At 62.1% G+C, this 24,140-nt stretch carries 22 protein-coding genes; 16 read left to right on the forward strand and 6 right to left on the reverse strand.

Features of this window, described 5'->3' with window-relative positions; genetic code table 11:
- Nucleotides 1-8: 8 nt before the first annotated feature.
- Nucleotides 9-596: a phage tail protein gene (locus ACY4LX_RS01915; protein WP_463259022.1), complete on the reverse strand. Its 588-nt coding sequence runs from the start codon at nt 594-596 to the stop codon at nt 9-11.
- A 212-nt stretch (nt 597-808) separates the two neighbouring features.
- Here ACY4LX_RS01915 and ACY4LX_RS01920 point away from each other — a divergent pair, with 212 nt between their 5' ends.
- The 7 genes from ACY4LX_RS01920 (at nt 809) to ACY4LX_RS01950 (ending at nt 13,845) form a co-directional block, all read left to right on the forward strand.
- Nucleotides 809-2,380: a glycosyltransferase family 39 protein gene (locus ACY4LX_RS01920; RefSeq protein ID WP_463259023.1), complete on the forward strand. Its 1,572-nt coding sequence runs from the start codon at nt 809-811 to the stop codon at nt 2,378-2,380.
- A gap of 306 nt (nt 2,381-2,686) precedes the next feature.
- Nucleotides 2,687-3,532, forward strand: coding sequence for a sulfotransferase family protein (locus ACY4LX_RS01925; protein WP_149661570.1), 846 nt, complete (start codon nt 2,687-2,689; stop codon nt 3,530-3,532).
- 51 nt (nt 3,533-3,583) lie between these two features.
- Nucleotides 3,584-9,982 (forward strand): Ig-like domain-containing protein, encoded by a 6,399-nt coding sequence (locus ACY4LX_RS01930; RefSeq protein ID WP_463259024.1) that lies wholly within the window; start codon nt 3,584-3,586, stop codon nt 9,980-9,982.
- A 42-nt stretch (nt 9,983-10,024) separates the two neighbouring features.
- Nucleotides 10,025-11,542 (forward strand): TolC family protein, encoded by a 1,518-nt coding sequence (locus tag ACY4LX_RS01935; RefSeq protein WP_463259025.1) that lies wholly within the window; start codon nt 10,025-10,027, stop codon nt 11,540-11,542.
- Nucleotides 11,526-12,131, forward strand: a complete 606-nt coding sequence (cysC, locus tag ACY4LX_RS01940; protein ID WP_463259026.1) for an adenylyl-sulfate kinase — start codon at nt 11,526-11,528, stop codon at nt 12,129-12,131. Before ACY4LX_RS01935 ends, cysC begins: the two co-directional genes overlap by 17 nt.
- Entirely contained in the window at nt 12,128-12,913 is a 786-nt protein-coding gene (locus tag ACY4LX_RS01945; RefSeq protein ID WP_463259027.1) for an aspartyl/asparaginyl beta-hydroxylase domain-containing protein, read from the forward strand. Before cysC ends, ACY4LX_RS01945 begins: the two co-directional genes overlap by 4 nt.
- Nucleotides 12,901-13,845 carry a sulfotransferase family protein gene (locus ACY4LX_RS01950; RefSeq protein WP_463259028.1) on the forward strand — a complete coding sequence of 315 codons (945 nt, stop codon included), beginning with the start codon at nt 12,901-12,903 and terminating at the stop codon, nt 13,843-13,845. Before ACY4LX_RS01945 ends, ACY4LX_RS01950 begins: the two co-directional genes overlap by 13 nt.
- 181 nt (nt 13,846-14,026) lie before the next feature.
- Here ACY4LX_RS01950 and ACY4LX_RS01955 read toward each other — a convergent pair whose 3' ends face one another.
- The 5 genes from ACY4LX_RS01955 to ACY4LX_RS01975 form a co-directional block, all read right to left on the reverse strand.
- On the reverse strand, nt 14,027-14,440 hold the full coding sequence (locus ACY4LX_RS01955) for a DUF6124 family protein (protein ID WP_463260555.1): 414 nt from the start codon (nt 14,438-14,440) through the stop codon (nt 14,027-14,029).
- A gap of 9 nt (nt 14,441-14,449) precedes the next feature.
- Nucleotides 14,450-14,863, reverse strand: a complete 414-nt coding sequence (locus ACY4LX_RS01960) for a DUF6124 family protein (protein WP_463260556.1) — start codon at nt 14,861-14,863, stop codon at nt 14,450-14,452.
- A gap of 9 nt (nt 14,864-14,872) precedes the next feature.
- Entirely contained in the window at nt 14,873-15,247 is a 375-nt protein-coding gene (locus tag ACY4LX_RS01965; RefSeq protein ID WP_463259029.1) for a DUF6124 family protein, read from the reverse strand.
- Nucleotides 15,248-15,656: 409 nt separating this feature from the next.
- Nucleotides 15,657-16,415, reverse strand: a complete 759-nt coding sequence (locus tag ACY4LX_RS01970; protein WP_463259030.1) for a slipin family protein — start codon at nt 16,413-16,415, stop codon at nt 15,657-15,659.
- Nucleotides 16,416-16,417: 2 nt separating this feature from the next.
- Entirely contained in the window at nt 16,418-16,951 is a 534-nt protein-coding gene (locus tag ACY4LX_RS01975) for an NfeD family protein (RefSeq protein ID WP_463259031.1), read from the reverse strand.
- Between the two features lie 196 nt (nt 16,952-17,147).
- On the opposite strand from ACY4LX_RS01975, the gene ACY4LX_RS01980 reads away from it, so the two are divergent.
- The 9 genes from ACY4LX_RS01980 to ACY4LX_RS02020 all read left to right on the forward strand — a co-directional run bounded on the left by ACY4LX_RS01980 (nt 17,148) and on the right by ACY4LX_RS02020 (nt 24,064).
- Nucleotides 17,148-17,609, forward strand: a complete 462-nt coding sequence (locus tag ACY4LX_RS01980; protein WP_463259032.1) for an aminoacyl-tRNA deacylase — start codon at nt 17,148-17,150, stop codon at nt 17,607-17,609.
- Between the two features lie 119 nt (nt 17,610-17,728).
- Nucleotides 17,729-17,974 carry a DUF2789 domain-containing protein gene (locus ACY4LX_RS01985; protein ID WP_463259033.1) on the forward strand — a complete coding sequence of 82 codons (246 nt, stop codon included), beginning with the start codon at nt 17,729-17,731 and terminating at the stop codon, nt 17,972-17,974.
- Between the two features lie 145 nt (nt 17,975-18,119).
- A complete protein-coding gene (locus ACY4LX_RS01990) occupies nt 18,120-18,365 on the forward strand; it encodes a type II toxin-antitoxin system prevent-host-death family antitoxin (RefSeq protein WP_133840022.1) in 246 nt (81 codons plus the stop codon).
- Entirely contained in the window at nt 18,355-18,636 is a 282-nt protein-coding gene (locus ACY4LX_RS01995; RefSeq protein ID WP_133840023.1) for a type II toxin-antitoxin system RelE family toxin, read from the forward strand. The genes ACY4LX_RS01990 and ACY4LX_RS01995 overlap by 11 nt, the downstream gene beginning before the upstream one ends.
- A 389-nt stretch (nt 18,637-19,025) precedes the next feature.
- On the forward strand, nt 19,026-19,454 hold the full coding sequence (locus ACY4LX_RS02000) for a MarR family winged helix-turn-helix transcriptional regulator (RefSeq protein ID WP_149661544.1): 429 nt from the start codon (nt 19,026-19,028) through the stop codon (nt 19,452-19,454).
- Nucleotides 19,451-21,523 (forward strand): FUSC family protein, encoded by a 2,073-nt coding sequence (locus ACY4LX_RS02005; RefSeq protein ID WP_463259034.1) that lies wholly within the window; start codon nt 19,451-19,453, stop codon nt 21,521-21,523. The genes ACY4LX_RS02000 and ACY4LX_RS02005 overlap by 4 nt, the downstream gene beginning before the upstream one ends.
- Entirely contained in the window at nt 21,520-21,729 is a 210-nt protein-coding gene (locus ACY4LX_RS02010) for a DUF1656 domain-containing protein (RefSeq protein WP_054050271.1), read from the forward strand. The genes ACY4LX_RS02005 and ACY4LX_RS02010 overlap by 4 nt, the downstream gene beginning before the upstream one ends.
- Nucleotides 21,726-22,619: an efflux RND transporter periplasmic adaptor subunit gene (locus ACY4LX_RS02015; RefSeq protein WP_149661546.1), complete on the forward strand. Its 894-nt coding sequence runs from the start codon at nt 21,726-21,728 to the stop codon at nt 22,617-22,619. The genes ACY4LX_RS02010 and ACY4LX_RS02015 overlap by 4 nt, the downstream gene beginning before the upstream one ends.
- Nucleotides 22,616-24,064 (forward strand): efflux transporter outer membrane subunit, encoded by a 1,449-nt coding sequence (locus tag ACY4LX_RS02020; protein ID WP_463259035.1) that lies wholly within the window; start codon nt 22,616-22,618, stop codon nt 24,062-24,064. Before ACY4LX_RS02015 ends, ACY4LX_RS02020 begins: the two co-directional genes overlap by 4 nt.
- Nucleotides 24,065-24,140 lie beyond the last annotated feature (76 nt).

Consider the following 24,140-nt stretch of genomic DNA (forward strand, 5'->3'; position numbering starts at 1 on the left):
GCGTGTTTTCAGTTGCGCGAAGGAAACGCGCCTTGCAGCGCGATGCTGAAGTTCAGCACCAGGAAGGGGTTCATGCTGGCCATCGGCAGGCCGGTGCCGGTGGGCGAAACGGTGCCGGACACGGTGGTGGTCGCACCTTTGAGCGCAACGGGCGATGCGCCCTGAGCGTCGGAATAGATCGTCGCCAGACCTGGCCCGCCACCCGAGGTGCCGAGATAGGCATTGGTCGCGGTCGGCACGCTGGCCGGGTTGCTTGCCGGGTTGGCCAATTGCAGGGTGGTGGTCGCGGTGATCCCGCTCAGGGTGTGGGTGTGGTTGGGCAGGTTGCTGAGGGTGGCGGTGATGTTTTCGGTGCCGGAGTTTTCCCCCATGGCGCGGGTGGTCAAGCCCGGGCCAGTGCCTTGGCAGATCGGCACGCGGCTTTGCAGGTTGGGCACCCCGAATGTCTGGCTGCCGTTGCCGCCATAGACGGTCCCCAGCAGCGCAAACAAGGCTTGGTATTGCTGGATGCTCATGATCTGACCGTTACACAAAGCCCAACCGTTGGGCGCATAGTTAAAGCCAAACGTCATGACGGTGCCCATAAATACGTCCATAAATCCTCATCCTTCAGGTAAATGTTCTGGCGGGCCCCGCGTCTGTGCGTGGCCAGGTCACGCCAAGGCAGAGCGTAGACCCGGATCGGCGGTGCTGCCGGATGTCGTGTCAGACAAGGCCAGCATCGACGGCTAACCCTGGCTGGCCTAAAGTGACGGCATGTTTCAGTGACCACACCGTCGTGGATTTACCGGCCCTGCAAGAGGAAGTAATGGAGGCGCGCAGAGAAACGCCGGTCGGCGACAGGCAAGATCCCCACGCAGCGCCAGGCGCCTGGATGGGCGCTCAACGATGGGTTCGCTGGGCCAAAGAACACTGGTTGTTGCCGATCATGGTGTTGGCGACGCTGGTGCGTTTCTACGACCTGACGGCCGCCGCGATCTGGTGCGACGAAGGTTCCAGCCTGCTGCTGAGTCAGAATTCGTTGAGCGACATCTGGGTCCATGCCGCCCACGACGTGCACCCACCGCTGTATTTCCTGCTGTTGCACGGCTGGATCGACTGGTTCGGCGACGGCATTTTTTCGATCCGCACCCTGAGTGCATTGCCGGGGATCATCACGGTCGGGCTGGGCGTGTGGCTGGTGGATTTGCTCGCCACCCGGCGCGCGGCGTTGCTGGCCGGGATCCTCCTGGCGCTGCTGCCCACGGCGGTACGTTACAGCCAGGAAGTGCGCATGTACTCCCTGCTCGGCCTGCTCCTGATCGGCGCCACGATTGCGCTGGTTTACTGGGTCCGGCAGCCCCGGCGTAACGGCTACCTGGTGGTCTATGCGCTGCTGATGGCGGCGGCGTTCTATACCCACTATTTCACTGCGTTGTGCGTGATCGGCCACTGGCTGTGGCTGGCCGTGGTGCGTCTGCAACCAGGTTATCGCCTGCGGCATGTCCAGCGTCCGGCCTGGTGGTTGGCGAACCTGGCGATTGTATTGTTGTACCTGCCTTGGGTGCCCAACCTGATCGATCTGGTGCAGCACATGGACGCGCTCAAGGCCAACGGTGATGTCGGCTGGGAAGACGCGGTCACGCTGAGCTCGTTGCCGTCGATGATCTGGTTGTTTTTTACTCAGGACGATGGTGGAACGTTACCGTTCTGGCTGTTCATCACCTTGCCGCTGGCGTTGCTGGCGGTGATTGGCGTGGCGCTGGCACGGGATCGCAGTGTTTTCCGTGGCAGCGTGCTGTTGGCGCTTTTCGGCGTGCTGCCGGTTCTGCTGGTCTTCGCGGTGTCGTTCATCTCGCCGGTGTTCATTGAGCGTTATTTGACCGCTTATGCGTTGGGCTTGCCGATGCTGGTGGCACTGGCGGTTGATCGCCTGTACGCCCACTTCCGGGTGCTGGCCCTGGCTATTCTGGTGTTGTTCATCGGCGTTGAACTGGTGGGGGTGAAGAACAACGCTTCGGCCAATCCGGATGAACAATTCAGCGTCATGGTCGACTACGTCAATCAGCACTTCGCCCCCGGTGACCAAATCGTGACGGGCGACATGCTCTGGTATCTCGTTTACGTCTATTACAACCGCACCGAGGCCAAGCCGCTGCTGTATACGCCGCCCCAGGCCGATGGAGCATCGAGCCGGCCGAATGCCTATGGCTTCGGTACATTGATGAGCAGCGATGTGTATGTAGACCGACTCGATGATGTGGTTAAAAACGGCGGGCGCGTCTGGTTGATTGGTTTGGCACAGATGCCGGATGAGTTTCCTTCATTGCCTGCCGGCTGGAAAAACCTGAGCGAGAAGCGGGTGGGCGATATCCGGGCGAGGTTGTTTGTGCGGCCGTGAGGGGCATAGTGAAACCGCTGGTTGGCGGGTTGTGCATGCGCCTCGGTAATCACGACGCAAGTCTCTGGACCAAGCTTTGATTCAACCCGTCGCTACAAAGTAAAGCCGCATGCCAACACAACCTACGAATCGAACCAGCATTACCGTTTGTCGGCCTCTTGAAAATCGCTTAAACGTTTCACCTGAAAAACAGTGACATTCACCGCAGTTTCCCGCCCGTTCAGCGCCAATTTGATATCAAAACACCACTAGTCGAAACCCCAGCCATAGACTACGCTTTGCCCTACAAATGGACTTATGACTAGGGTGAAGGGATTGCAGCAGTTCCACTTTATCTCCGGCTTGCCGCGCTCAGGCTCCACCCTGCTTTCTGCAATTCTTTTGCAGAACCCGCGTTTTCACGCCGGTATGACCAGCCCGGTCGGTTCTCTCTTCAGTAGTGTCCTTGATCAATGCAGCGCCGGCAGTGAGTTTGGCGCGGTAATCGATACCGACCTGCGCCGCCGTTTGCTTCGCGGGTTGTTCGACTCTTTCTATGCCGACAAGGCCGACAAACCGGTGGTGTTCGACACCAACCGGCTCTGGAGTTCGCGTCTGCCGGCCATCAACGACCTGTTCCCCAAAGCCAAGGTGATTGCCTGTGTGCGCAATGTCGCCTGGGTGATGGACAGCCTCGAGCGCATTTACCGCGCCAATCCTTATGAAAACACCAAGCTGTTTGTCGACGCCGCTGAGCGCAACACCGTTTACAGCCGTTGCGAAACCCTGGCCCAGCGCAATCGTTTGGTGGGTTTTGCCTGGGCGGCGCTCAAGGAAGCGTATTACGGCGAACAGGCCGATTCGTTGCTGCTGGTCGATTACGACCTGCTGACCCAGGCCCCGGAGCGAGTGCTGCGGCTGGTCTACGACTTTATCGACGAGCCGTGGTTTGAGCACGACTTCAACAACCTGGCGTATGACGCGCCGGAGTTCGATCAAGGTCTTGGGGTCGCGGGCCTGCACAAGGTCAAACCCAAGGTTGAACTGCAAACCCGACGCACCGTCCTGCCGCCGGATTTGTTCAAACAATACGCAGAGTTGTCCTTTTGGCTCGATGGCTCAGCCAGCGCCGCCAATGTCATTCGTATGAAAGCCGACGCCGCGATCAGTTGATCGCGGCGTTTTCAATGATGCCTCAAGAAAGTTCGAGTTCGGGTGAGCAGCATGTGGTGGAGCAAAGGCAAGTCACGGGTTACCGAAGGCGCACGGGCACTGGCTGCCCCCATGATCATTTCGCTGGAACCGCGCATGCTGTTCGACGGCGCGGTGGCAGCCACGGTGGCCGATGCCGCCCAGCCTGACAGCCATCCGACCGCCGACGCCGCCAAAGCGCCGACTGCCGATCACCCGGTCGCCAGCAAGGACACCCACGGCCAGGCCGATGCGACACCTGCGTCGGCCGCCACGCCGGTTGCGGTGCCAGGGCAGACGGTGGTGTTCGTCGATTCGCGGGTCAAAGACTCGGACAGCCTGCTCAAAGGCGTCGCTCCCGGCACCCAGGTGGTGCAACTCGACGGCAGCAAGGACGGCTTGCAACAGATCGCCGATTACCTCGGCAGCCACCAAGGCATCAGCACGGTAGAAATCATTGCCCACGGCAACGCCGGGGATCTGTGGCTGGGCAGCACTTACCTGTCCGCCGATAACGTCGGCGCGCGCAGCGCGGTACTCGGGCAAATCGGCAAGGACATGAACGTCGGTGGCGACATCCTGATCTACGGTTGCTACACCGCCGAAGGTGATCGTGGCCTGAGTTTCGTCGACTCGATTGCCAGCATGACCGGCCGCGATGTTGCCGCGTCCACCAACCGCACCGGTGTGGGCGGCGACTGGAACCTGGAAATCGCAACCGGCACCATCGAAAGCGTCAACGTGCTCTCGACCCAGTCCATGAGCGCCTACCAATGGGGCCTGGCGACCTGGACCGCGACCAACAACCTGGACAGCGGCACCAACTCTCTGCGCGCCGAATTGGCGCTGGCGCAGAACGGCGACATCGTCACGTTCAGCAGCGGCCTGGCAGGTACGACCGTCAACCTGAACACCGAATTGCTGATCAATAAGAACGTCACCATCGACGGCGACCTGAACAACGACGGCGTGGCGGACGTGACCCTCAGCGGTCAATACAAAACCCGTGTCATCGAAGTCGCGTCCGGCAGCACCGTGTTACTCGACGGCTTGACCATCACCAAAGGCCTGGCGGCCGGCAATGGCGCCAACAGTGGTTTCACCGCAGCTGACGCCTTGGGCGGCGGGATTTCGAATGCCGGTAACCTGACCCTGAAAAACGTCACCGTGACGGCCAACGCGGCGTCCGGGGGCGGTGGCGGCGGTGGCGTGACGCCGATTTACGGCGGTGGTAGCGGTGGTGGTGGCGGCGGCGTTGGCGGAGCGGGCGGCGGTGCCGGCGGCAACACCACGGCACAGGGCCGGCCAACGTATTTCGGGACCGTGGGTGGTTCCGGCGCGGGCGGTATCGGCGGCAGTTATGACTCGATTCATCTCGGTGGTCGTGGCGGTGCCGTCAACGGTACCGGCGGTGCTGGCGGCACTTCCGGCACATCGGGCTACAGCGTTGGCGGCCATGGCGGTTCAGCCACCAACGGCACCATTACGGTCGGTGGCGGCGGTGGCGGCTCCGGTTGGGACAAAGTCGGCGGTATTGGCGGCTCGGCAGCGGGCGGCGTCTACAACTCCGGCACCTTGACCGTGATCGGCACCTCGCACATCACTGGCAACATCGCGGCCGGCGGCGGCGGTGGTGGTGGCGGCGGGAACGCCGGTGACGGCGGTAGCGCTGATCCCGGCGGTGCGGCCGGCCAAGGCATCGGCGGGATCTGGAACAAGGGCACGCTGATCATGACGGCGGCCAACTTCACGGCCCTGAACGGCAACGTCGGCGGCAGTGGCTCCGGCGGTGGTGCATCGGGCGGCGGCGCTGCGGGCAGCACCCCCTCGAACGTGACCAACCTGCGCAACGACGGCACCCTGATCAACAATTACATCGAGCCGCCCACCGCGACCATCGTCGTGGCCGACCCGACCTTAGGCATCGGCGAAACCTCCCTGGTGACCATCACCTTCAGCACCGCCGTGACCGGTTTCACCAACGCCGACCTGACCATCCCCAACGGGACGCTGAGCGCGGTGAGCAGCAGCGATGGCGGCGTGACCTGGACCGCGACGTTCACCCCGAGCGCATCGATCACCGACACCACCAACGTCATCACCCTGGACAACACCGGGGTGCAGAGCGTCAGTGGCAGTGTCGTGGGCATCGGCACCAGCGATTCCAACAATTACGTAGTCGATACCGTGCGGCCGACCGCGACCATCGTGGTCGCGGACAACGCGCTGACCGCCGGCGAAACCTCGCAAGTCACCATCACCTTCAGCGAAGCCGTGACCGGTTTCACCAACGCCGACCTGACCATCGCCAACGGCACGTTGAGCGCCGTGAGCAGCAGCGACGGCGGCGTCACCTGGACGGGCACGTTCACCCCGAGCTCCAGCATCAACGACACCACCAACGTCATCACCCTGGACAACACCGGGGTCAGCGACACGGCGGGCAACGCGGGCATCGGCAGCACCAATTCGAACAACTACACCGTGGATACCGTGCGCCCGAGCGCGACCATCGTCGTCGCCGACACCGCACTGGCCATCGGCGAAACCTCGCTGGTGACCATCACTTTCAACGAAGCGGTGACCGGTTTCACCACCGCCGACCTGACCGTGGCCAACGGCACCGTCAGCGGACTGAGCACCAGCGACGGCGGTATCACCTGGACCGCTACGCTGACCCCAACCAACGCGATAACCGACACCACCAACCTCGTCACCCTGGATAACACCGGGGTCAGCAGCCTGTCGGGCAACGCCGGCACGGGCACCACCAACTCCAACAACTACGGGGTTGATACCGTGCGGCCGACCGCCACCATCGTGGTCGCCACCTCCAGCCTCGCTATCGGCCAGACCTCGTTGGTGACCATCACCTTCTCCGAGGCAGTCAGCGGTTTCACCAACGCGGATCTGACCATTGCCAACGGCACGCTCACGGCGGTCAGCAGCAGCGACGGCGGCATTACCTGGACCGGCACGCTGACCCCGACCGCTTCGATCAACGACACCACCAACGTCGTGACCCTGGACAAAACCGGAGTCAGCGATCTGTCAGGCAACGCCGGCACGGGAACCACCAACTCCAACAACTACGTAATCGACACGGTTCGACCTACAGCGACCATCGTGGTCGCAAGCACCACGTTGGCCATCGGCCAGACGTCGCTGGTGACCATCACCTTCAGCGAGGCGGTCAGCGGTTTCACCAACGCCGACCTGACCATCGCCAACGGCACGTTGAGCGCGGTGAGCAGCAGCGACGGCGGCGTCACCTGGACGGGCACGTTCACCCCGAGCGCCAGCATCAACGACACCACCAACGTCATCACCCTGGACAACACCGGGGTCAATGACTCGGCAGGCAATGCCGGCACGGGCAGCACCAACTCCAACAACTATGTCATCGACACGGTCCGACCTACGGCGACCATCGTCCTGGCCGACACGACCCTGAGTGCCGGCGAAACCTCGCTGGTGACCATCACCTTCAGCGAGGCGGTCACCGGTTTCACCAACGCCGACCTGACCATCGCCAACGGCACGTTGAGCGCTGTCAGCAGCAGCGATGGCGGCATCACCTGGACCGCGACCTTCACCCCGACCGCGGGCGTCAACGATACGACCAACGTCATCACCCTGGTCAACGCCGGGGTGGCGGACCTGGCGGGTAATGCCGGCAGCGGCACCACCAACTCGGGCAACTACGTGGTCGACACCGTCGCGCCGAGCGCCACCATCGTGGTCGCCGACAACGCCCTGAAAATCGGCGAAACCTCGTTGGTGACCATCACCTTCAGCGAAGCGGTCAGTGGTTTCACCAACGCCGACCTGACCATCGCCAACGGTACGTTGAGCGCCGTGAGCAGCAGCGACGGCGGCGTGACCTGGACGGCGACTTTCACCCCGACCAGCGCGATCACCGACGCGACCAACCTGATCACCCTGGACAATACCGGCGTACAAGGCGTTTCCTCCGGCAACGTCGGCGTGGGTTCCAGCAATTCGAACAACTACGCCATCGACACCGTGCGGCCAACGGCTACCGTCGTGCTCGCGGATACCGCGCTGAAAATCGGCGACACCTCCGTGGTCACGTTCACCTTCAGTGAAGCGGTCAGCGGTTTCACCAACGCCGACCTGACGATTACCAACGGCACGTTGTCGGCGGTCAGCAGCAGCGACGGCGGCATCACCTGGACGGCGACCTTCACCCCGACCAGCGCCATCACCGACGCGACCAACCTGATCACCCTCGACAACACCGGGGTTCAGGATCTGGCGGGCAATGCTGGCAGCGGCACCACCGATTCCAACAACTACGCCATCGACACGGTCCGCCCGACGGCGACCATCGTCATGGCCGACACCGACCTGCGACCCGGCGAAACCTCGTTGGTGACCATCACCTTCAGCGAAGCCGTGACTGGTTTCGACAACAGTGATTTGAGCGTCGCCAACGGTACGCTGAGCAACGTCAGCAGCAGTGACGGCGGCATCACCTGGACCGCGACCTTCACCCCGACCGTGGGCGTGACCGATGCCACCAACCTCATCACGCTCAACAATGCCGGCATCAGCGACCTGGCCGGCAATGCCGGGACCGGTGTGACCAACTCAGCGAACTATGCGGTGGACACCGAGGTGCCAACGGCGACTATCGTGGTCGCCGACACCGCATTGAAAGTCGGGGAAACTTCAGGGGTGACCATTACGTTCAGCGAAGCGGTCAGTGGTTTCACTAACGCCGACCTCACCATCGCCAATGGCACCTTGAGCAACGTGACGTCGAGTGACGGTGGCATTACCTGGACCGCAACCTTCACCCCAACCGTCAACGTGACCGACACCACCAACCTGATCAGCCTCGACAACACCGGCGTGACCAACGCTTCGGGCAACAGCGGCGTGGGCGTGACCGACTCCAACAACTACGCCATCGACACCGCGCGGCCGACCTCGACCATTGTTGTGGCGGACAGTCGCCTGGGCATCGGCTCGACCACCACGGTGACCATCACCTTCAGCGAAGCAGTCTCGGGTTTCGACCTGTCGGACCTCAGCGTGGCCAATGGCACCCTGTCCAACCTGCTCAGCAGTGACGGCGGAACCACCTGGACCGCGACCCTGACGCCGACGGCCAGCATCAACGACACCACCAACCTGATCATCCTCGACAACAGCAACGTGACGGACCTCGCCGGCAACACCGGCAGTACGATTGCGATCTCCAACAACTACATCCTCGACGCCACCCGGCCAACCGCGACCATCTCGGTCGCCAACCCGAACCTGGGCATCGGCCAGAGCACGCTGGTGACCTTCACCTTCAGCGAAGCGGTGAGCAATTTCGACCTGTCGGACCTGAGCGTGACCAACGGCGAGTTGAGCAACCTGGCGAGCACCGATGGCGGCAAGACCTGGACCGCGACCTTCAAGCCAACCGCCGGCGTGACCGACCCGAGCAACTTCATCGCACTCGATACCAGCAACGTCACCGACCTGGCCGGCAACACCGGCACGGGCGTGGCGGTGTCCAACAACTACGCCATCGACAGTGAACGGCCGACCGCCACGGTGGTGGTGGCCAACCCGAACCTGGGCGTGGGCCAGACCTCGCTGGTGACGTTCAGCTTCAACGAAGCGGTGAGCGGTTTCGACCTGTCCGACATCAGCGTGGCCAACGGCACCTTGTCCAACCTGGCGAGCAACGACGGCGGCAAAACCTGGACCGCGACCCTGACGCCCACCAGCAACCTCAGCAACGCCAACAACGCGATCAGCCTCAACGTCGCGGGCGTGACCGATGGTTCGGGCAATGCCGGCAGCGGCACCAGCCAATCCAACGGCTATGCGATCAACACTGTGACCGCCCCGCCGACGACAGTCGTGGTGGTGCCGGCGGATCCGGAATTCCGCGCCCCGGCACCGGTGATCGTCATCGATCAACCGCACTTGCCGCTGCAACCGGTGATCTTCGCCGCGCCCACCGGCACGCTGGCCTCGCCCCTGACCTTTGCGCCGTTGTTCGAAGATCGGGTGCTGGGCGACGGTATCCGGCCGCTGGGGGACATCTTCATCAACCGTGGCGCGCTGGCCCCGAGCTTCATCGCTCAGGTCTTTGCCAGCAGCGACAGTGCCGGCGATGGCGGGGGGCACGGTTTCCTCGGGTTTGGCGGCGGCGATGGCGGAGTGTTCGGCACCAGCACGTTGTCGAGCCTGTTCCATCAGGACAGTGGCGCCGAGCGCGATTCGCTGAATTCATTCGGCAATCATTCGATCCGTAGCGGCGATGTTTCCCAGGGACTGCGTGGCGTATTTGGCGCGCCGAGCCTGACCCAGCAATTACAAGAACTCAAAGACACCGAGCAGCGGCAGGTCAGCCTTCTGGCCGCAGCTTTGCAACAGGCCGGCATCAGCGAAATGCAGGCTTGAACACACACCTAATACAGTGCGGCACCTAGGGGCGATCCAGGGATGAAAAGAAGTCATAAGTTATTCGGCGCCAGCCTGCTGGCGCTTGCAATCAGCGGATGTGCCGTCAAAAGTGAGCCGATTGAACGCAGCGTGAGTGAGCAACGCGCCAAAAGCGATATGCAAACCATGTACACCGGCCAGGAGCCGCTCAATGTCCCGCTGACCTTGCACCAGGCCATGGCTCGCGCGGTGAAATACAACCTCGAAGGCCGGCTCAAGATCATGGAAGAGGCCCTGGCCAAGCGCCAACTCGACCTCGCCAGTTTCGACATGCTGCCGCGCATGGCCCTCGATGCCGGCTATGCCGGGCGCAGCAACCAGGGCGCCTCCAGCAGCCAAAGCGTGCTGACCGGCACCCAGTCCCTGGAACCGTCGACCTCCCAGGACCGCGACCGTCGCGTCGCCGACCTGACCATGGTGTGGAACGTCCTCGACTTCGGCGTCAGCTACATCAGCGCCAAGCAGCAGGGCGACCAGCGTCTGATCGTGCAGGAACGCCGGCGCAAAGTGATCAACACCATCGTCCAGGACGTGCGCTCGGCGTATTGGCGCGCGGTGGCCGCCGAACGTTTGCTGACCCAGATCGACAGCCTGACGGCGCGGGTCGATACGGCGCGCAAAAACAGCCAGAGCATGAGCGATCAACGCATCGGCGATCCCGTGGTTGCTTTGGGTTACCAGCGCTCGCTGATCGAAGCGACCCGCCAGTTGCAGGAACAGCGCCGCGCGTTGTCCCTGGCCAAGACCGAACTGTCGACCCTGATCAACTTGCCGATGGGCACCGACCTGAAACTGGCGACCCCGGATGACTACACGATTCCGCAATTGAAAGTCGGCATGGCCAGCCTCGAACACGAAGCCTTGGCCAGCCGTCCGGAACTGCGCGAGCAGGACTACCAGACCCGCATCAGCACCGCCGAAACCCGTAAAGCCATGCTGCGGCTGTTGCCGGGGCTGGAGTTTTCCGCTGGCGGGCATTACGACAGCAACTCGTTTCTGGTCAACGACAAGTGGGCCGACTACGGCGTGAAGCTGACCTGGAACCTGTTCAACGTGATCTCCGCCCCGGCGGCCATCAACGTGGCCAAGGCCGGCGAAGAAGTGGCCAAGGCGCGGCGTCAGGCGATGTCGATCGCCGTGCTGGCGCAACTCTACGTGGCCAACGCCAACTACCAGGAAGCGCTGCATCAATTCCAGACCAACCAGGAACTGTCGAGCATCGACGGGCAGATTCTCGGCCAGTTGCGTAACCGCCATCAGGCGGCCGGCATCGGCGAACTGGATTTGATCCAGGGTGAACTGAACACCTTGCAGGCGGATTTGCGTCGGGACCTGTCCTACGCCGATCTGCGCAACGCGTACGGCCAGATCTTCGCCAGCGCCGGGCTCGACCCGATGCCGGACGAAGTGCAATCCACCGAAGTCCAGTCCATCGCCACCGCGTTGGCCAATCGTGAAGCCGCGTGGGCGTCGGGCAACATTGCGGTGCCGGTGGCGGCGCATGCCCCAGCTCAATAACCTGCGGGCGCCGACCGCCAGCATCAGCCGTGCCCAACGCGAGGCCCGCAACGGCCATCGCGGCACGGCGATTCTGCTCACCGGTTTGCCGGCGGCGGGCAAGTCGACCCTGGCCCAGGCGCTGCACGCCGAGTTGTTCGAACGCGGGGTGCAGAGCGTGGTGCTCGATGGCGACGGGCTGCGGGTCGGGCTCAATCGCGATTTGGGCTTTGCCGACAGTGATCGTCAGGAAAACATTCGCCGTGCCAGTGAACTCGCCGCGTTGCTGGTGGAGAACGGGCAGATCGTGATCCTGGCGATGATTGCGCCATTGGTGGAGTTGCGAGAAATGTTTGCCCAGCGCCTGGGCGAGGACTACCGCGAAGTCTGGTGCAGCGCCTCCCTGGCGGTGTGCGAACAGCGCGACCCGAAAGGTCATTACGCCCGCGCCCGGCGCGGCGATCTGGCGGGGTTCACCGGCGTTTCCGCACCTTACGAAACACCACCGTGTGCGTCGCTGGTGCTCGACACTGGCGTGCAGTCGGTCGAGGCCTGTCTCGACCGCTTGCTGACCTGGCTCGGCGAATGCGCGGTGCTGCCAAAACGATGAGCCGAGCCGCGTTCTCGCGCTTGCCGGTGACGGTGGATTTGCCGCTGCTGTTGCAAGCGTTGGCGGCGGTTGGCGAGGACGAATGGCACGGGCATTTCAATACGGCTTACTTTGCGGGCGAGTGGAGTGGCGTGGCGCTGATTTCGGCGGCGGATGCGTTGACTGAATTGTCGCCGGGCCTGGGTGAGCCGCTGTTGCGCGCGCCGTGGTTGCGCGATGGCCGCTGGCAGCAAGCCTTGCGCGACCTGTCGTTGGAAATCGTCTCGGCGCGCCTGTTGCGGCTCGGTCCGGGCGGGCACATTCATGAGCATCGTGACTATGACCTGGGCGCGCCGGGGGCGGATTTGCGTCTGCACATTCCGTTGCTGAGTCCGCCGCAGGTGGATTTTTTCCTCGATGGCCAGCGCATGCCGATGGCGGCGGGGGAATGCTGGTTTCTCGATTTGTCGCGGCCGCATCGGGTGGACAATCGCGACACTTCGGCGCGGGTGCATCTGGTGCTTGATTGCCGGCCCGGTGCGTGGCTGGAGCAGGCGATTATCGATGGGGTGCCGACGACGCCTTCGCCTGATGTCGGGGAGGGTGCTTTGCAGCAATTTCAGCGGTTGGTGGCGGGGGATGCCGGGCTTTCGAAAGCGTTGCAGGGCTTGGCCGACACCGAGGTTTTTATCGCTCGTACTTTAGAACTGGCGGCGGAGCGAGGCCTGGTGTTTTCCCGGGAAGAACTGCGGGCGGCGATGCGCAACGGCCGTCGCCAATGGAATGAACAATGGAACGCCTGAACCTGGAAGGGTGGTTGCCGATTCGGGTCTGGCAGCCGGCCGGCGAGTGGCAGGTGGATTGGTGCTGGTTTGGTGATACGCCGCTGCATCAGCCGTTTTTTCGCGAGGCGGTGGACGATGCGTTGCGGTTGCCATTCAACCAGGCGTTTCGTCGGCAAACGCCGTTGGCCGCTCTCGGTGAGTGGCAGGCCGAGAGTCCTGGGTTGGCGCCGAGCGCGTTTATTTTTCATGCGTCGCGGTGTGGTTCGACGTTGATCAGTCAGATGCTGGCCCGGCTCGATAATCACATCGTCATCAGCGAACCGCCGCCGCTGGATGCCTTGCTGCGCGGTGATTTGCCTGTCGTTGAACGGCGTGTCGCCATCGAAGGATTGTTGTCCGCCTATGGTCAGCGGCGTTGCGGTTCGGAGCAGCGGTTGGTGATCAAGCTTGATGCCTGGAACATTGCTGAATTGCCGTTGTTGCGGGCGTGTTTTCCTGAGACGCCGTGGATGTTTTTGTACCGCGATCCGTTGGAAATTGCCGTTTCACACCTGCGCCGTTCGGGCATGCACATGGTGCCGGGAATGATTGGCGCGAGTGGGCTGGATGACGAATTGCCGGTTGAGAGCCGCGAGGATTACATCGCTCGAAGGGTGGGGCGGTTGCTGTCGACGGGGTTGGCGCATTGCCGGGAGTTTGGGGGATTGGTTGTTAATTACAGCGAATTACCGGACGCGATGGCCGGGCGGTTGGCCGGGTTTTTCGGGCTGGAGGATGGGCAGCGCGAGCAGGTGTTTGCGGCGGTGGGGCGGCATGCCAAGCAGCCATCGGAAGTGTTTGTCGGGGACAGCGACAGCAAGCGTCGCGAGGCTTCGGCGTTGTTGATTGAGCGGGTAGAGCGTTGGGCGCGAACGCCGTACAAGGCGCTGGAAAAGGGGCGTCAGGTCTGACGCCTTCGCGGGCAAGCCTCGCTCCTACGGGGCGGAGGTGTTTGCAAAATTTTCGTTGATCTTTCCCACGCTCTGCGTGGGAATGCCTCAAGGGACGCTCCGCGTTCCAGCTCTCGAATGGGACGCAGAGCGTCCCGGGCTGCATTCCTTTGCTGCGCGTGGGAACGATCAGGCGTAACGGCTAAACCTTGGCCGCAGCCAACGCCTCGTGGTGATCCAGCACCCGCTCCACCAACAATTGCACGCCATCGGTCAAACGGCTGATCGCCAGGGCCACCGAACGGAGTGAGCCTTCCACGTCGTCCGCCAGGCCGGCCGCGATGGCGCTGATGGACAGCAAGTCTTCGGAAGCATTGGCCAGCAGGGCTTCGGGGTCGTCGATGTCCGGGGCGACGGTGAAGAGTTGGTATTTGCGGCGCTTGGCGGGTTTTGCATCCGCTGGGGGGAAGTAATGGGCGAAGGCGCGGTCGGCGGCTTCTTGATCGTTCCCACGCGCAGCAAAGGAATGCCTCAAGGGACGCTCCGCGTTCCAGCTCTCGAATGGGACGCAGAGCGTCCCGGGCTGCATTCCTTTGCTGCGCGTGGGAACGATCAGGCGTAACGGCTAAACCTTGGCCTCAGCCAACGCCTCGTGGTGATCCAGCACCCGCTCCACCAACAATTGCACGCCATCGGTCAAACGGCTGATCGCCAGGGCCACCGAACGGAGTGAGCCTTCCACATCGTCCGCCAGGCCGGCCGCGATGGCGCTGATGGACAGCAAGTCTTCGGAAGCATTGGCCTGCAGGGCTTCGGGGTCGTCGATGTCCGGGGCGACGGTGAAGAGTTGGTATTTGCGGCGCTTGGCGGGTTTTGCATCCGCTGGGGGGAAGTAATGGGCGAAGGCGCGGTCGGCGGCTTCTTGATCGTTCCCACGCTCTGCGTGGGAATGCCTCAAGGGACGCTCCGCGTTCCAGCTCTCGAATGGGACGCAGAGCGTCCCGGGCTGCATTCCTTTGCTGCGCGTGGGAACGATCAGGTGTAACGGCTAGAGCTTGGCCGCAGCCATCGCCTCATGGTGATCCAGCACCCGCTCCACCAACAATTGCACGCCATCGGTCAAACGGCTGATCGCCAGGGCCACCGAACGGAGTGAGCCTTCCACATCGTCCGCCAGGCCGGCCGCGATGGCGCTGATGGACAGCAAGTCTTCGGAAGCATTGGCCAGCAGGGCTTCGGGGTCGTCGATATCGGGGGCGACGGTGAAGAGTTGGTATTTGCGGCGCTTGGCGGGTTTTGCATCCGCTGAGGGGAAGTAATGGGCGAAGGCGCGGTCGGCGGCTTCTTTCATTTTTATGGCGTCGAGTGCTTCGGGGGAATCGGTTCCAGAGTTATCTGGAGGATTCGGAGTAACTTTGTGCATATAAAAATCCTAAACAGTAAGTGGAGGCCGTCACCGTTCGCTTGCACGCGAATGGGGTGGCGGCCGAGCGCAGGTGTGCAAGACCGGGACTGTTTAGGACACCCAGCAGATCCGAGGATCTCCTGCGCGCAGCCGCCATAAAGCAGCGAGCCGATAAAGGCTCGTTGGATACATAGCAGTTGCAACCTAAACAGTTTCGTCGGACTTGCACGTCCGTGTCACCGTTTTATTCAGTGACAAGCCCAGACTAGACCTGGGTTTGGGCGGTAACAAGTTCACCAAAGCCACTACAACTTGAAGGAAATCTCCGACGGGATTGCCGGACGTTGATGCCTGTAGGAAAGATCAGAAGATCGCAGCCTTCGGCAGCGCCTACGCGCCTGTGGGCGCCGCCGAAGGCTGCGATCTTTTAAGGTTTCGACGACAAATCCGCCATCCCCTTCAACAACTCAATCGGCAACGGAAAGACAATCGTCGAACTCTTGTCCCCGGCAATCGAACTCAACGTCTGCATGTACCGCAACTGCATCGCCCCGGGCTGACGCCCGAGCATTTCCGCGGCTTGCATCAGCTTTTCCGAGGCCTGCAATTCACCCTCGGCGTGGATCACCTTGGCCCGCCGCTCCCGTTCCGCCTCGGCCTGTTTGGCGATGGCGCGGATCATCGATTCATTCAGGTCCACGTGCTTGATCTCGACGTTGGCGACCTTGACCCCCCAGGCGTCGGTCTGGGCGTCGAGTACTTGCTGGATGTCCACGTTCAGCCGCTCGCGTTCGGCCAGTAATTCATCGAGTTCGTGTTTACCCAACACCGCGCGCAGTGTGGTCTGGGCCAATTGACTGGTGGCCATCAGGAAGTCTTCGACCTGGATAATTGCCTTCTGCGGGTCAAGCACGCGGAAGTACAGCACGGCGTTGACCTTGACCGAGACGTTGTCCCGGGTGATCACGTCCTGGGGCGGCACGTCGAGGACGATGGTGCGCAGGTCGACGCGAACCATTTGCTGCACCGCCGGGATCAGCAAAATCAGGCCCGGCCCCTTGACCTGCCAGAAGCGCCCGAGCTGGAACACCACCCCGCGCTCGTACTCACGCAGGATGCGAAAGGTCGACCCCGCCAGTGCAATCGCCAACAGCAGTAGCGCGGCAAAACCCAGTTGCAGGCCCATGGTTATTCTCCACCCGGCGCCGCGTCAGCCGCGGCCACTTCCAGCAGTAATCCCTTGCGCGCCACCACCCGGACCCGTTGCCCGGGTTGCAGCGGTGTGGCGCTCTGTACTTGCCACTGTTCGCCTTGCAGGTGCACCCAGCCGTTATAGGCACTGCCGGTCTGCAACGTCATCACCGGCGTGACGCTGCCCACCAGTCCGGCATCACCGCTGACGTTTTCGCGCGGTCGGGTTTTCAGGGCATGGATCACCAGGAACACCAGCAACAGCGCGCTGACCAGCCCCAGGCCGATCATCAACGGCACCGGCACGTCGGTGTTGGTCAGAATCACCGCGCCGGCCACAAACATCACCAGCCCGCCGAGGCCGATCACGCCGTAATTGGGCAACGTGGCCTCGGCCACCAGAAACGCGATGCCGAACACGATCAGCCACATACCGAGGGGATCGGGCACGAACAGCACAACGGCGTCCGCCGCGAAAACCGATCCGCTCAGGGCCAACAGCAACGCCACCGCACAACAACGAATGTTCACGTGACCCTCCGGGAGAGTCGGGGTGCTCTGTCTACAGTCTAGCTGAGCCCTCGGTTGTACGAATTTTGACCAGTTATTGACGGTGTTCCGGCCAGCAGATTTCCCGCGCACTGACGCCAGCGGGCCTAGACTTTCAGGGGTGAGAAGCGGTTTAACCATCGTCCGCGAAACGTTGTTGCGGACACTGAGGTGCATCATGCGTATGGCAAGAACGGTGCAGGACAGCCTCAACAAGGCTCACTGCGAATTCGACATCGTCACCCACCCGCACTCGGCCAGCAGCCTGGAAACGGCTCGCGTGGCGAATATTCCTGCCGAACGGGTGGCCAAATCGGTGATCCTCGACGACCACCACGGCCACTACCTGATGGCTGTCCTCCCCGCCAGCCGTCACCTGGACCTGAGCAAAGTGCGCGGCAGCGGCGAATGGCAAATCACCCGGGAAAGCACCCTGGCCCACCTGTTCACCGACTGCGAACGCGGCGCGGTCCCGGCGCTGGGCGAGCCCTATGGGATGGACATGGTCATCGACCCATTGTTGACCCGGCAGAAAGACATCTACCTGGAGGCCGGCAACCACAACAACCTGCTGCACATGAGCATGCCGGAGTATTTGAGGATGGTGCCGCATGCGGAGGTTTGTGAGTTGAGTCATTAGGTTTACGGTGTCAGTGATATCGCCTTCGCGGGCAAGCCTCGCTCCTACAGGGGACTGCGTTCTCCTGTAGGAGCGAGGCTTGCCCGCGAACAATTTTCCTACCACCCAGGAGCCCCACCATGGAATCCCCAACCCACAGCCTGCCGTCCCTGTTCAAACAACTCGGCCTGGACAACGATCCGGTCAGCATCGATAAATTCATCGCCACCCATTCACCGCTCAAACCCGAACTGCACCTGGCCGACGCGTTTTTCTGGAGCGAGAGCCAGGCGCAATTTTTGCGGGATGAAATTTTGGATGATGCGGATTGGGCGGAGGTGGTGGATCAGTTGGATGTGTTGATGAGGAAGGGGCGGGGGGTGTAAAAAAATCTGAGAGAAAATGGCGAAATGTAAAAAAAACTGGTGATTGGTAAAAAAATCTTAGGCTAAGGCTGTGCAGTAAGTTTTTTCTGAGTTGCTCGGCGGGGATCAATAGACCAGAATAACGACCTTAATTGAGGTCTTAATTATGCAAAATGTTCTGGCCGACATTGCTGTCAGCGTGTCCGAGTTGAAGAAAAATCCATCAGCGGTACTGAACGGCGCCCATGGCGGGCCCGTGGCAGTGCTGAATCACAATCGCGTCATGGGCTACATGGTTCCGGCCGATGTTTTTGAGTCCATGATGGAACGCCTCGATGATCTTGAGTTAGCCGAAATTGTTCGCTCACGCAGGCATGAAACCCCGATCCCGGTAAATCTGGATGACCTATAAGCTCGAATTCCTGCCGTCCGCACGCAAGGAGTGGGACAAACTGGGTCATACACTGCGCGAGCAATTCAAAAAGAAACTGGCCGAGCGACTTGAGCTTCCGCGAGTGTCGTCGGATTCGCTGCACGGCATGCCTGACTGCTACAAAATCAAGTTGCGGTCAGCGGGGTACAGGTTGGTGTACGAGGTTATCGATGAGCGTGTGGTGGTTTCCGTAGTGGCAGTCGGCAAGCGTGAGCGCAGTGCTGTCTACGACCGAGCAAAGCAACGCTAACAGGCCTGACCTATTGACTCTGCCGCTTGCGCCCGTCTCGCGGCAAATTCACTTTCGATTTCTTCATTGCTAAGGCCTTCGCCCTTCAACGATCGCCGTGCCGTGTCTACTTTCCGTTGCAAGAAGCTGACGTACTGCTTTGAAACTGCGAAATCCGAGGTGTTTTCGAGTTTTGATGCAGATCGTTTTGTCATTGATTCGATCCTCAGTCGGGTCGTAAAGCGTTACGGGATCCGAATGCTATGGCAATTTCTGACTAGGCCAGGCGTGATGCCCTCCCACGAATTTGTTTCAAAACTTGACCACACTTTCCCTCGAATGCGATATTGATAGTTAGCAAACTAACAGTGTGTCATTCCCCCGTGCCAAAAAACCTCGACGCTCTCCAGATGAACATCAGCAGTGCCATGGTGGTGGCCGCCAGGCATTGGCGCAAGATCTGCCAGACCACGCTGGTCAATTATGGAATCTCCGAAGCCTGCGCCGTCCCGTTGTTGATGATCGGGCGTTTGGGGGAGGGTGTGCGGCAGGTGACGGTGGCGCAGGCGGCGGGGATGGAGAGTCCGTCGTTGGTGCGTTTGTTGGATCAGTTGTGCCATTCCGGGTATGTGCGCCGCACGGAAGACGCCCACGACCGCCGCGCCAAATGCCTGAGCCTGACCGACACCGGTCGCGAGTTGGTGCAAGCGGTTGAAGTCGAGTTGGTGCGTTTGCGTCATGAGGTGCTGGAAGGCATCGACCAGAATGATCTGGAAGCCGCATTGCGTGTGTTGCGAGCCTTTGAAGCCGCCAACCCACCGCTGGTGATCCACCCGTGAACGGTTTCTGGACAGGCGTTCCCCCGGCGCGGGACTGGTTCTACGGTGTGCGTACTTTCGCGGCGTCGATGATCGCGTTGTACATCGCCATGCTCATGCAGATGCCGCGCCCCTATTGGGCGATGGCCACGGTGTATATCGTTTCCAGCCCGTTTGTCGGCCCGACCAGCTCCAAGGCGTTGTACCGTGCGGTCGGCACGTTCATGGGCGCAGCGGCGGCGGTGTTTTTTGTGCCGATGTTTGTGCAGAGCCCATGGGTGCTGGTGGTGATCATCGCGTTGTGGACCGGGACGTTGCTGTTCCTGTCCCTGCACCTGCGCACCGCCAACAGCTACGCCTTGATGCTCGCCGGTTACACCTTGCCGCTGATCGCGTTGCCGGTGCTGGATAACCCGCTGGCGGTGTGGGACATCGCCGAGGCGCGCACCGAAGAAATCTTCCTCGGTATTGCCGTGGCGGCGGTGGTCGGCGCGATGTTCTGGCCTCGGCGGCTGGCGCCGGTGTTCAACGATTCGGTGAATAAATGGTTCACCGACGCCTCGACCTACAGCCTGCGTTTCCTCACTCGCCAGGTGAAACCCGAAGAAGTCAGCGCCCTGCGCTCGGCGATGGTCACGACCTTCAACAGCCTTGAATTGATGATCGGCCAGCTCCCCCACGAAGGCGCGCGGCCGCAAACGGTGCGCAATACCAAGGAACTGCGCGGGCGGATGATCCACTTGCTGCCGGTGATCGATGCCCTGGATGACGCGCTCTACGCCTTGGAGCGCCGCACCCCGGAGCTTGTGGATAAGTTCGCACCTTTGCTGACCGCGACCACTGAATGGCTCAATTACAAAGACGCCGACCTCAACCGCTGGCAAGCGCTGAAAGATCAACTCGAAGCCCTGCAACCGAGCGCCGAGGCGCTGGATGATCGCAAGCAGCTGCTGTTCTCCAACGCCCTGTATCGCCTCGGCGAGTGGATCGATTTGTGGCAGGACTGCCGCAGCCTGCAATACGCCATCCAGTGCGAAAGCCAGGGCAGTTGGCGCGCGGTGTATCGGCACTGGCGCCTGGGTCGCCTGACGCCGTTTCTCGACCGTGGGTTGATGCTCTATTCGGCGTTGTCGACGGTCAGCGCGATCATCGTCGCCTCGGTGCTGTGGATCCTGCTCGGCTGGACCGACGGCGGCAGCGCGGTGATTCTGGCGGCGGTGGCGTGCAGCTTCTTCGCCTCGATGGACGACCCGGCGCCGCAGATTTTCCGGTTCTTTTTCTGGACCGCGATGTCGGTGTTGTTCGCCAGCCTCTATCTGTTTCTGGTCCTGCCCAACCTGCACGATTTCCCGATGCTGGTGCTGGCGTTTTCCGTGCCGTTCATCTGCATCGGCACCTTGACGGTCAAGCCGCAGTTTTACCTGGGCATGCTGCTGACGCTGGTGAACACTTCGTCGTTTATCAGCATTCAGGGCGCCTACGATGCGGACTTTCTCAGTTTCTCCAACTCCAACCTGGCCGGGCCGATTGGTTTGTTGTTCGCGTTTGTCTGGACCCTGATTGCCCGGCCGTTCGGCGCGGAACTGGCGGCCAAGCGCCTGACCCGTTTCAGTTGGCGCGACATCGTCAGCCTCACCGAACCGGCGACGCTCTCCGAACACCGCAAGCTGGGCGTGCAGATGCTCGACCGGTTGATGCAGCACTTGCCGCGTCTGGGTCTGATCGGCCAGGACACCGGCGTCGCCCTGCGCGAAGTGCGGGTGGCCCTGAACCTGCTCGACCTGCTCGCCTACACCCCGCGGGTGCTCGGCGTGCCGCAAGTGCTGCTGCATCAAGTGGTGGCCGAAGTCGGCGAGTACTTCAAGGCCTGCCTCAAGGCCGGCGAGCGCTTGCCGGCGCCGAGCCCGTTATTGATGACCATGGACCGCGCCCGTCGCGCCCTCAACATCGAGTGCGATGACGGCGCCCGGCTACATTTGCTGCACGCCTTGAGCGGACTGCGCCTGGCGTTGTTGCCCGGGGTTGAATTCGTCGGCACACCACAACTTGAAGAACCACTGCCCCATGGCATCGATGGAGCGCCTTTATGATCGGTGATCTGGATATCAGCGGGGTGTTCCTGCCCACGCTGCTGGTGCTGATGGGCATTACCTACCTGTTTTACCTGTTGGTGCACGGGGTGCTCACGCGCCTGCACTTTTACCGTCTGGTCTGGCACCGGGCATTGTTCAACGTGGCTCTCTACGCTTTGCTGCTCGGCGCCGTGGACTCACTCAGTCGATACCTGATGACATGAAAAAACCTTTTTTGACCATTGGTCGCGTGCTGCTGACCTTACTGATCGTGTCCTTCGCCGTCGTCGTGGTCTGGCGCATGGTGATGTACTACATGTTCGCGCCCTGGACCCGGGACGGGCACATCCGCGCCGACATCGTGCAGATTGCCCCGGACGTGTCCGGGCTGATCCAGCAAGTGCAAGTGCGCGACAACCAGTTGGTGCAGCGCGGCCAGGTGCTGTTCAGCATCGACCAGGACCGTTTCAAACTGGCCCTGCGCCAGGCGAAAGCCGCCGTGGCCGATCGCGAAGAAACCCTGGCCCAGGCCCAGCGCGAGGCCAAGCGTAACCGTGGCCTCGGCAACCTGGTGCCCGGCGAGCAACTGGAAGAGAGCCTGTCGAAAGTCGCCCGGGCGCAGTCGGCCTTGGCCGAAGCGCTGGTGACCGTGGACAGCGCCCAGCTCAACCTCGACCGCTCGACCATCCGCAGCCCGGTGGACGGCTACATCAACGACCGTGCGCCCCGCGCCCAGGAATTCGTCACCGCCGGGCGCCCAGTGTTGTCGGTGGTGGACAGCAATTCCTTCCACATCGACGGCTATTTCGAAGAAACCAAACTGGACGGCATTCACGTCGGCCAAGGCGTGGATATCCGGGTGATCGGTGACCGCGCTCGCTTGCGCGGGCATGTGGAAAGCATCGTCGCCGGCATTGAAGACCGCGACCGCAGCAGCGGCAGCAACTTGCTGCCCAACGTCAACCCGGCGTTCAGTTGGGTGCGCCTGGCGCAGCGGATTCCGGTACGGATTGCCTTCGACGATGTACCGGCGGATTTCCGCATGATTGCCGGGCGCACCGCGACGGTGTCGATCATTGATGACAAAGACAAAACCGAGGAGCCCGCGAAATGAGCAAAGCCTCGGCTTTGGCGGTGGCCGGGTTAGGCCTGTTGCTGTCGGCGTGTCAGGTGGTCGGGCCGGACTATCACTTGCCGGACGACGCGGCCCTGCACCGTGAAGACTTGCAGGGCAACCTCGCGCCGAACGACAAAGACGTGGTGTCGGCGCCGGTGCCCAGCGACTGGTGGCGCTTGTATCAGGACCCGCGTCTCGACCAATTGGTGGAGCAGGCCATGGCCTCCAACACCGACCTGCGCGTGGCGGCGGCGAACCTGTCCCGGGCCCGTGCCCAGGTGAATGAAGCGCAAGCGGCGGGCGGCTGGAGCGGCGGCGTGAAGATGGGCGCCCAGCGTTTGCAGGAGTCCGGCGAAGCGTTCCTGCTGCCGGAAAAAGTGCCGGTGGCCAACGTCGGCGATATCGGCATTACCACGTCTTATCAATTCGACCTGTTCGGTACTTTGCAGCGCGGGATCGAAGCGGCCAAGGCCAATGCCGACGCCACCCAAGCCGCGGCGGACACGGCGCGCATCACCCTGGTGGCGGATGTGGTTCGGGCCTACACCCAGGTCTGCGCAGCGAATGAAGAACGGGAAATCGCCCAGCATTCCCTCGACCTGCAAGCCCAGAGCACCACGTTGACCCAGCGTCTGCGTGATGCCGGGCGCGGCGATGAAACCCAGGTCACCCGTTCGCAAACCCAATTCAAATCACTGCGCGCTGACATGCCGCGTTATGAAGCGGCGCGTCAGTCCGGTTTGTTCCGTCTGTCGATGCTCCTGGCCAAACCCCTGGATCAACTGCCGGCCGGCACCGACAGCTGCGCCGAACTGCCGAAGATTGCGCAGTTGTTGCCAGTGGGTGACGGCGCCACGCTGCTCAAACGCCGCCCGGATGTGCGTCAGGCCGAGCGTCGTTTGGCTGCCGCAACCGCCGGTATCGGCATCGCCACCGGCGAGTTGTACCCGGACATCAGCATCGGCGCGACCGTCGGCACCGTCGGCCTGCTGGAAAACCTCGGCAAACCGTCGGCCAACCGCTGGGGCTTCGGCCCACTGCTGAGCTGGACCGTGCCGTCCAACGGCTCCCGCGCACGAATCCGCGAAGCCGAAGCCTCGACTCAAGGTGCGCTGGCGCATTTTGACGGCGTGGTGCTCAACGCGATTCGCGAGACGCAAACCGGTCTGGCCCAGTACTCCGCGCTGCTGCAACGCCGGGATGCCCTGGCCGACGCCGAGCAGTCGGCACAACTGGCGGCGGACCAGACCCACCGCTTCTTCCAGGCCGGCCGCGCGTCGTTCCTGGCGGACCTGCAAGCCACCCGCACCTACACCGATGTCACCGCACAACTGGCCTCGGCCAACACCCAGGTCGCGATGAGCCAGATCGATTTGTTCCTGGCGCTGGGCGGCGGTTGGGAAAGCGGACGAACGCAAGCGTCACAACCCGGCAAACCCTGAGGCCGTTGCTATGCTTTGACTTGATGAGGTCGCGTGACGACTTCATCAGTCAAGGCTCGCGTTGGTCATGGGGACT

The organism is Pseudomonas sp. Emmai (assembly GCF_055179735.1).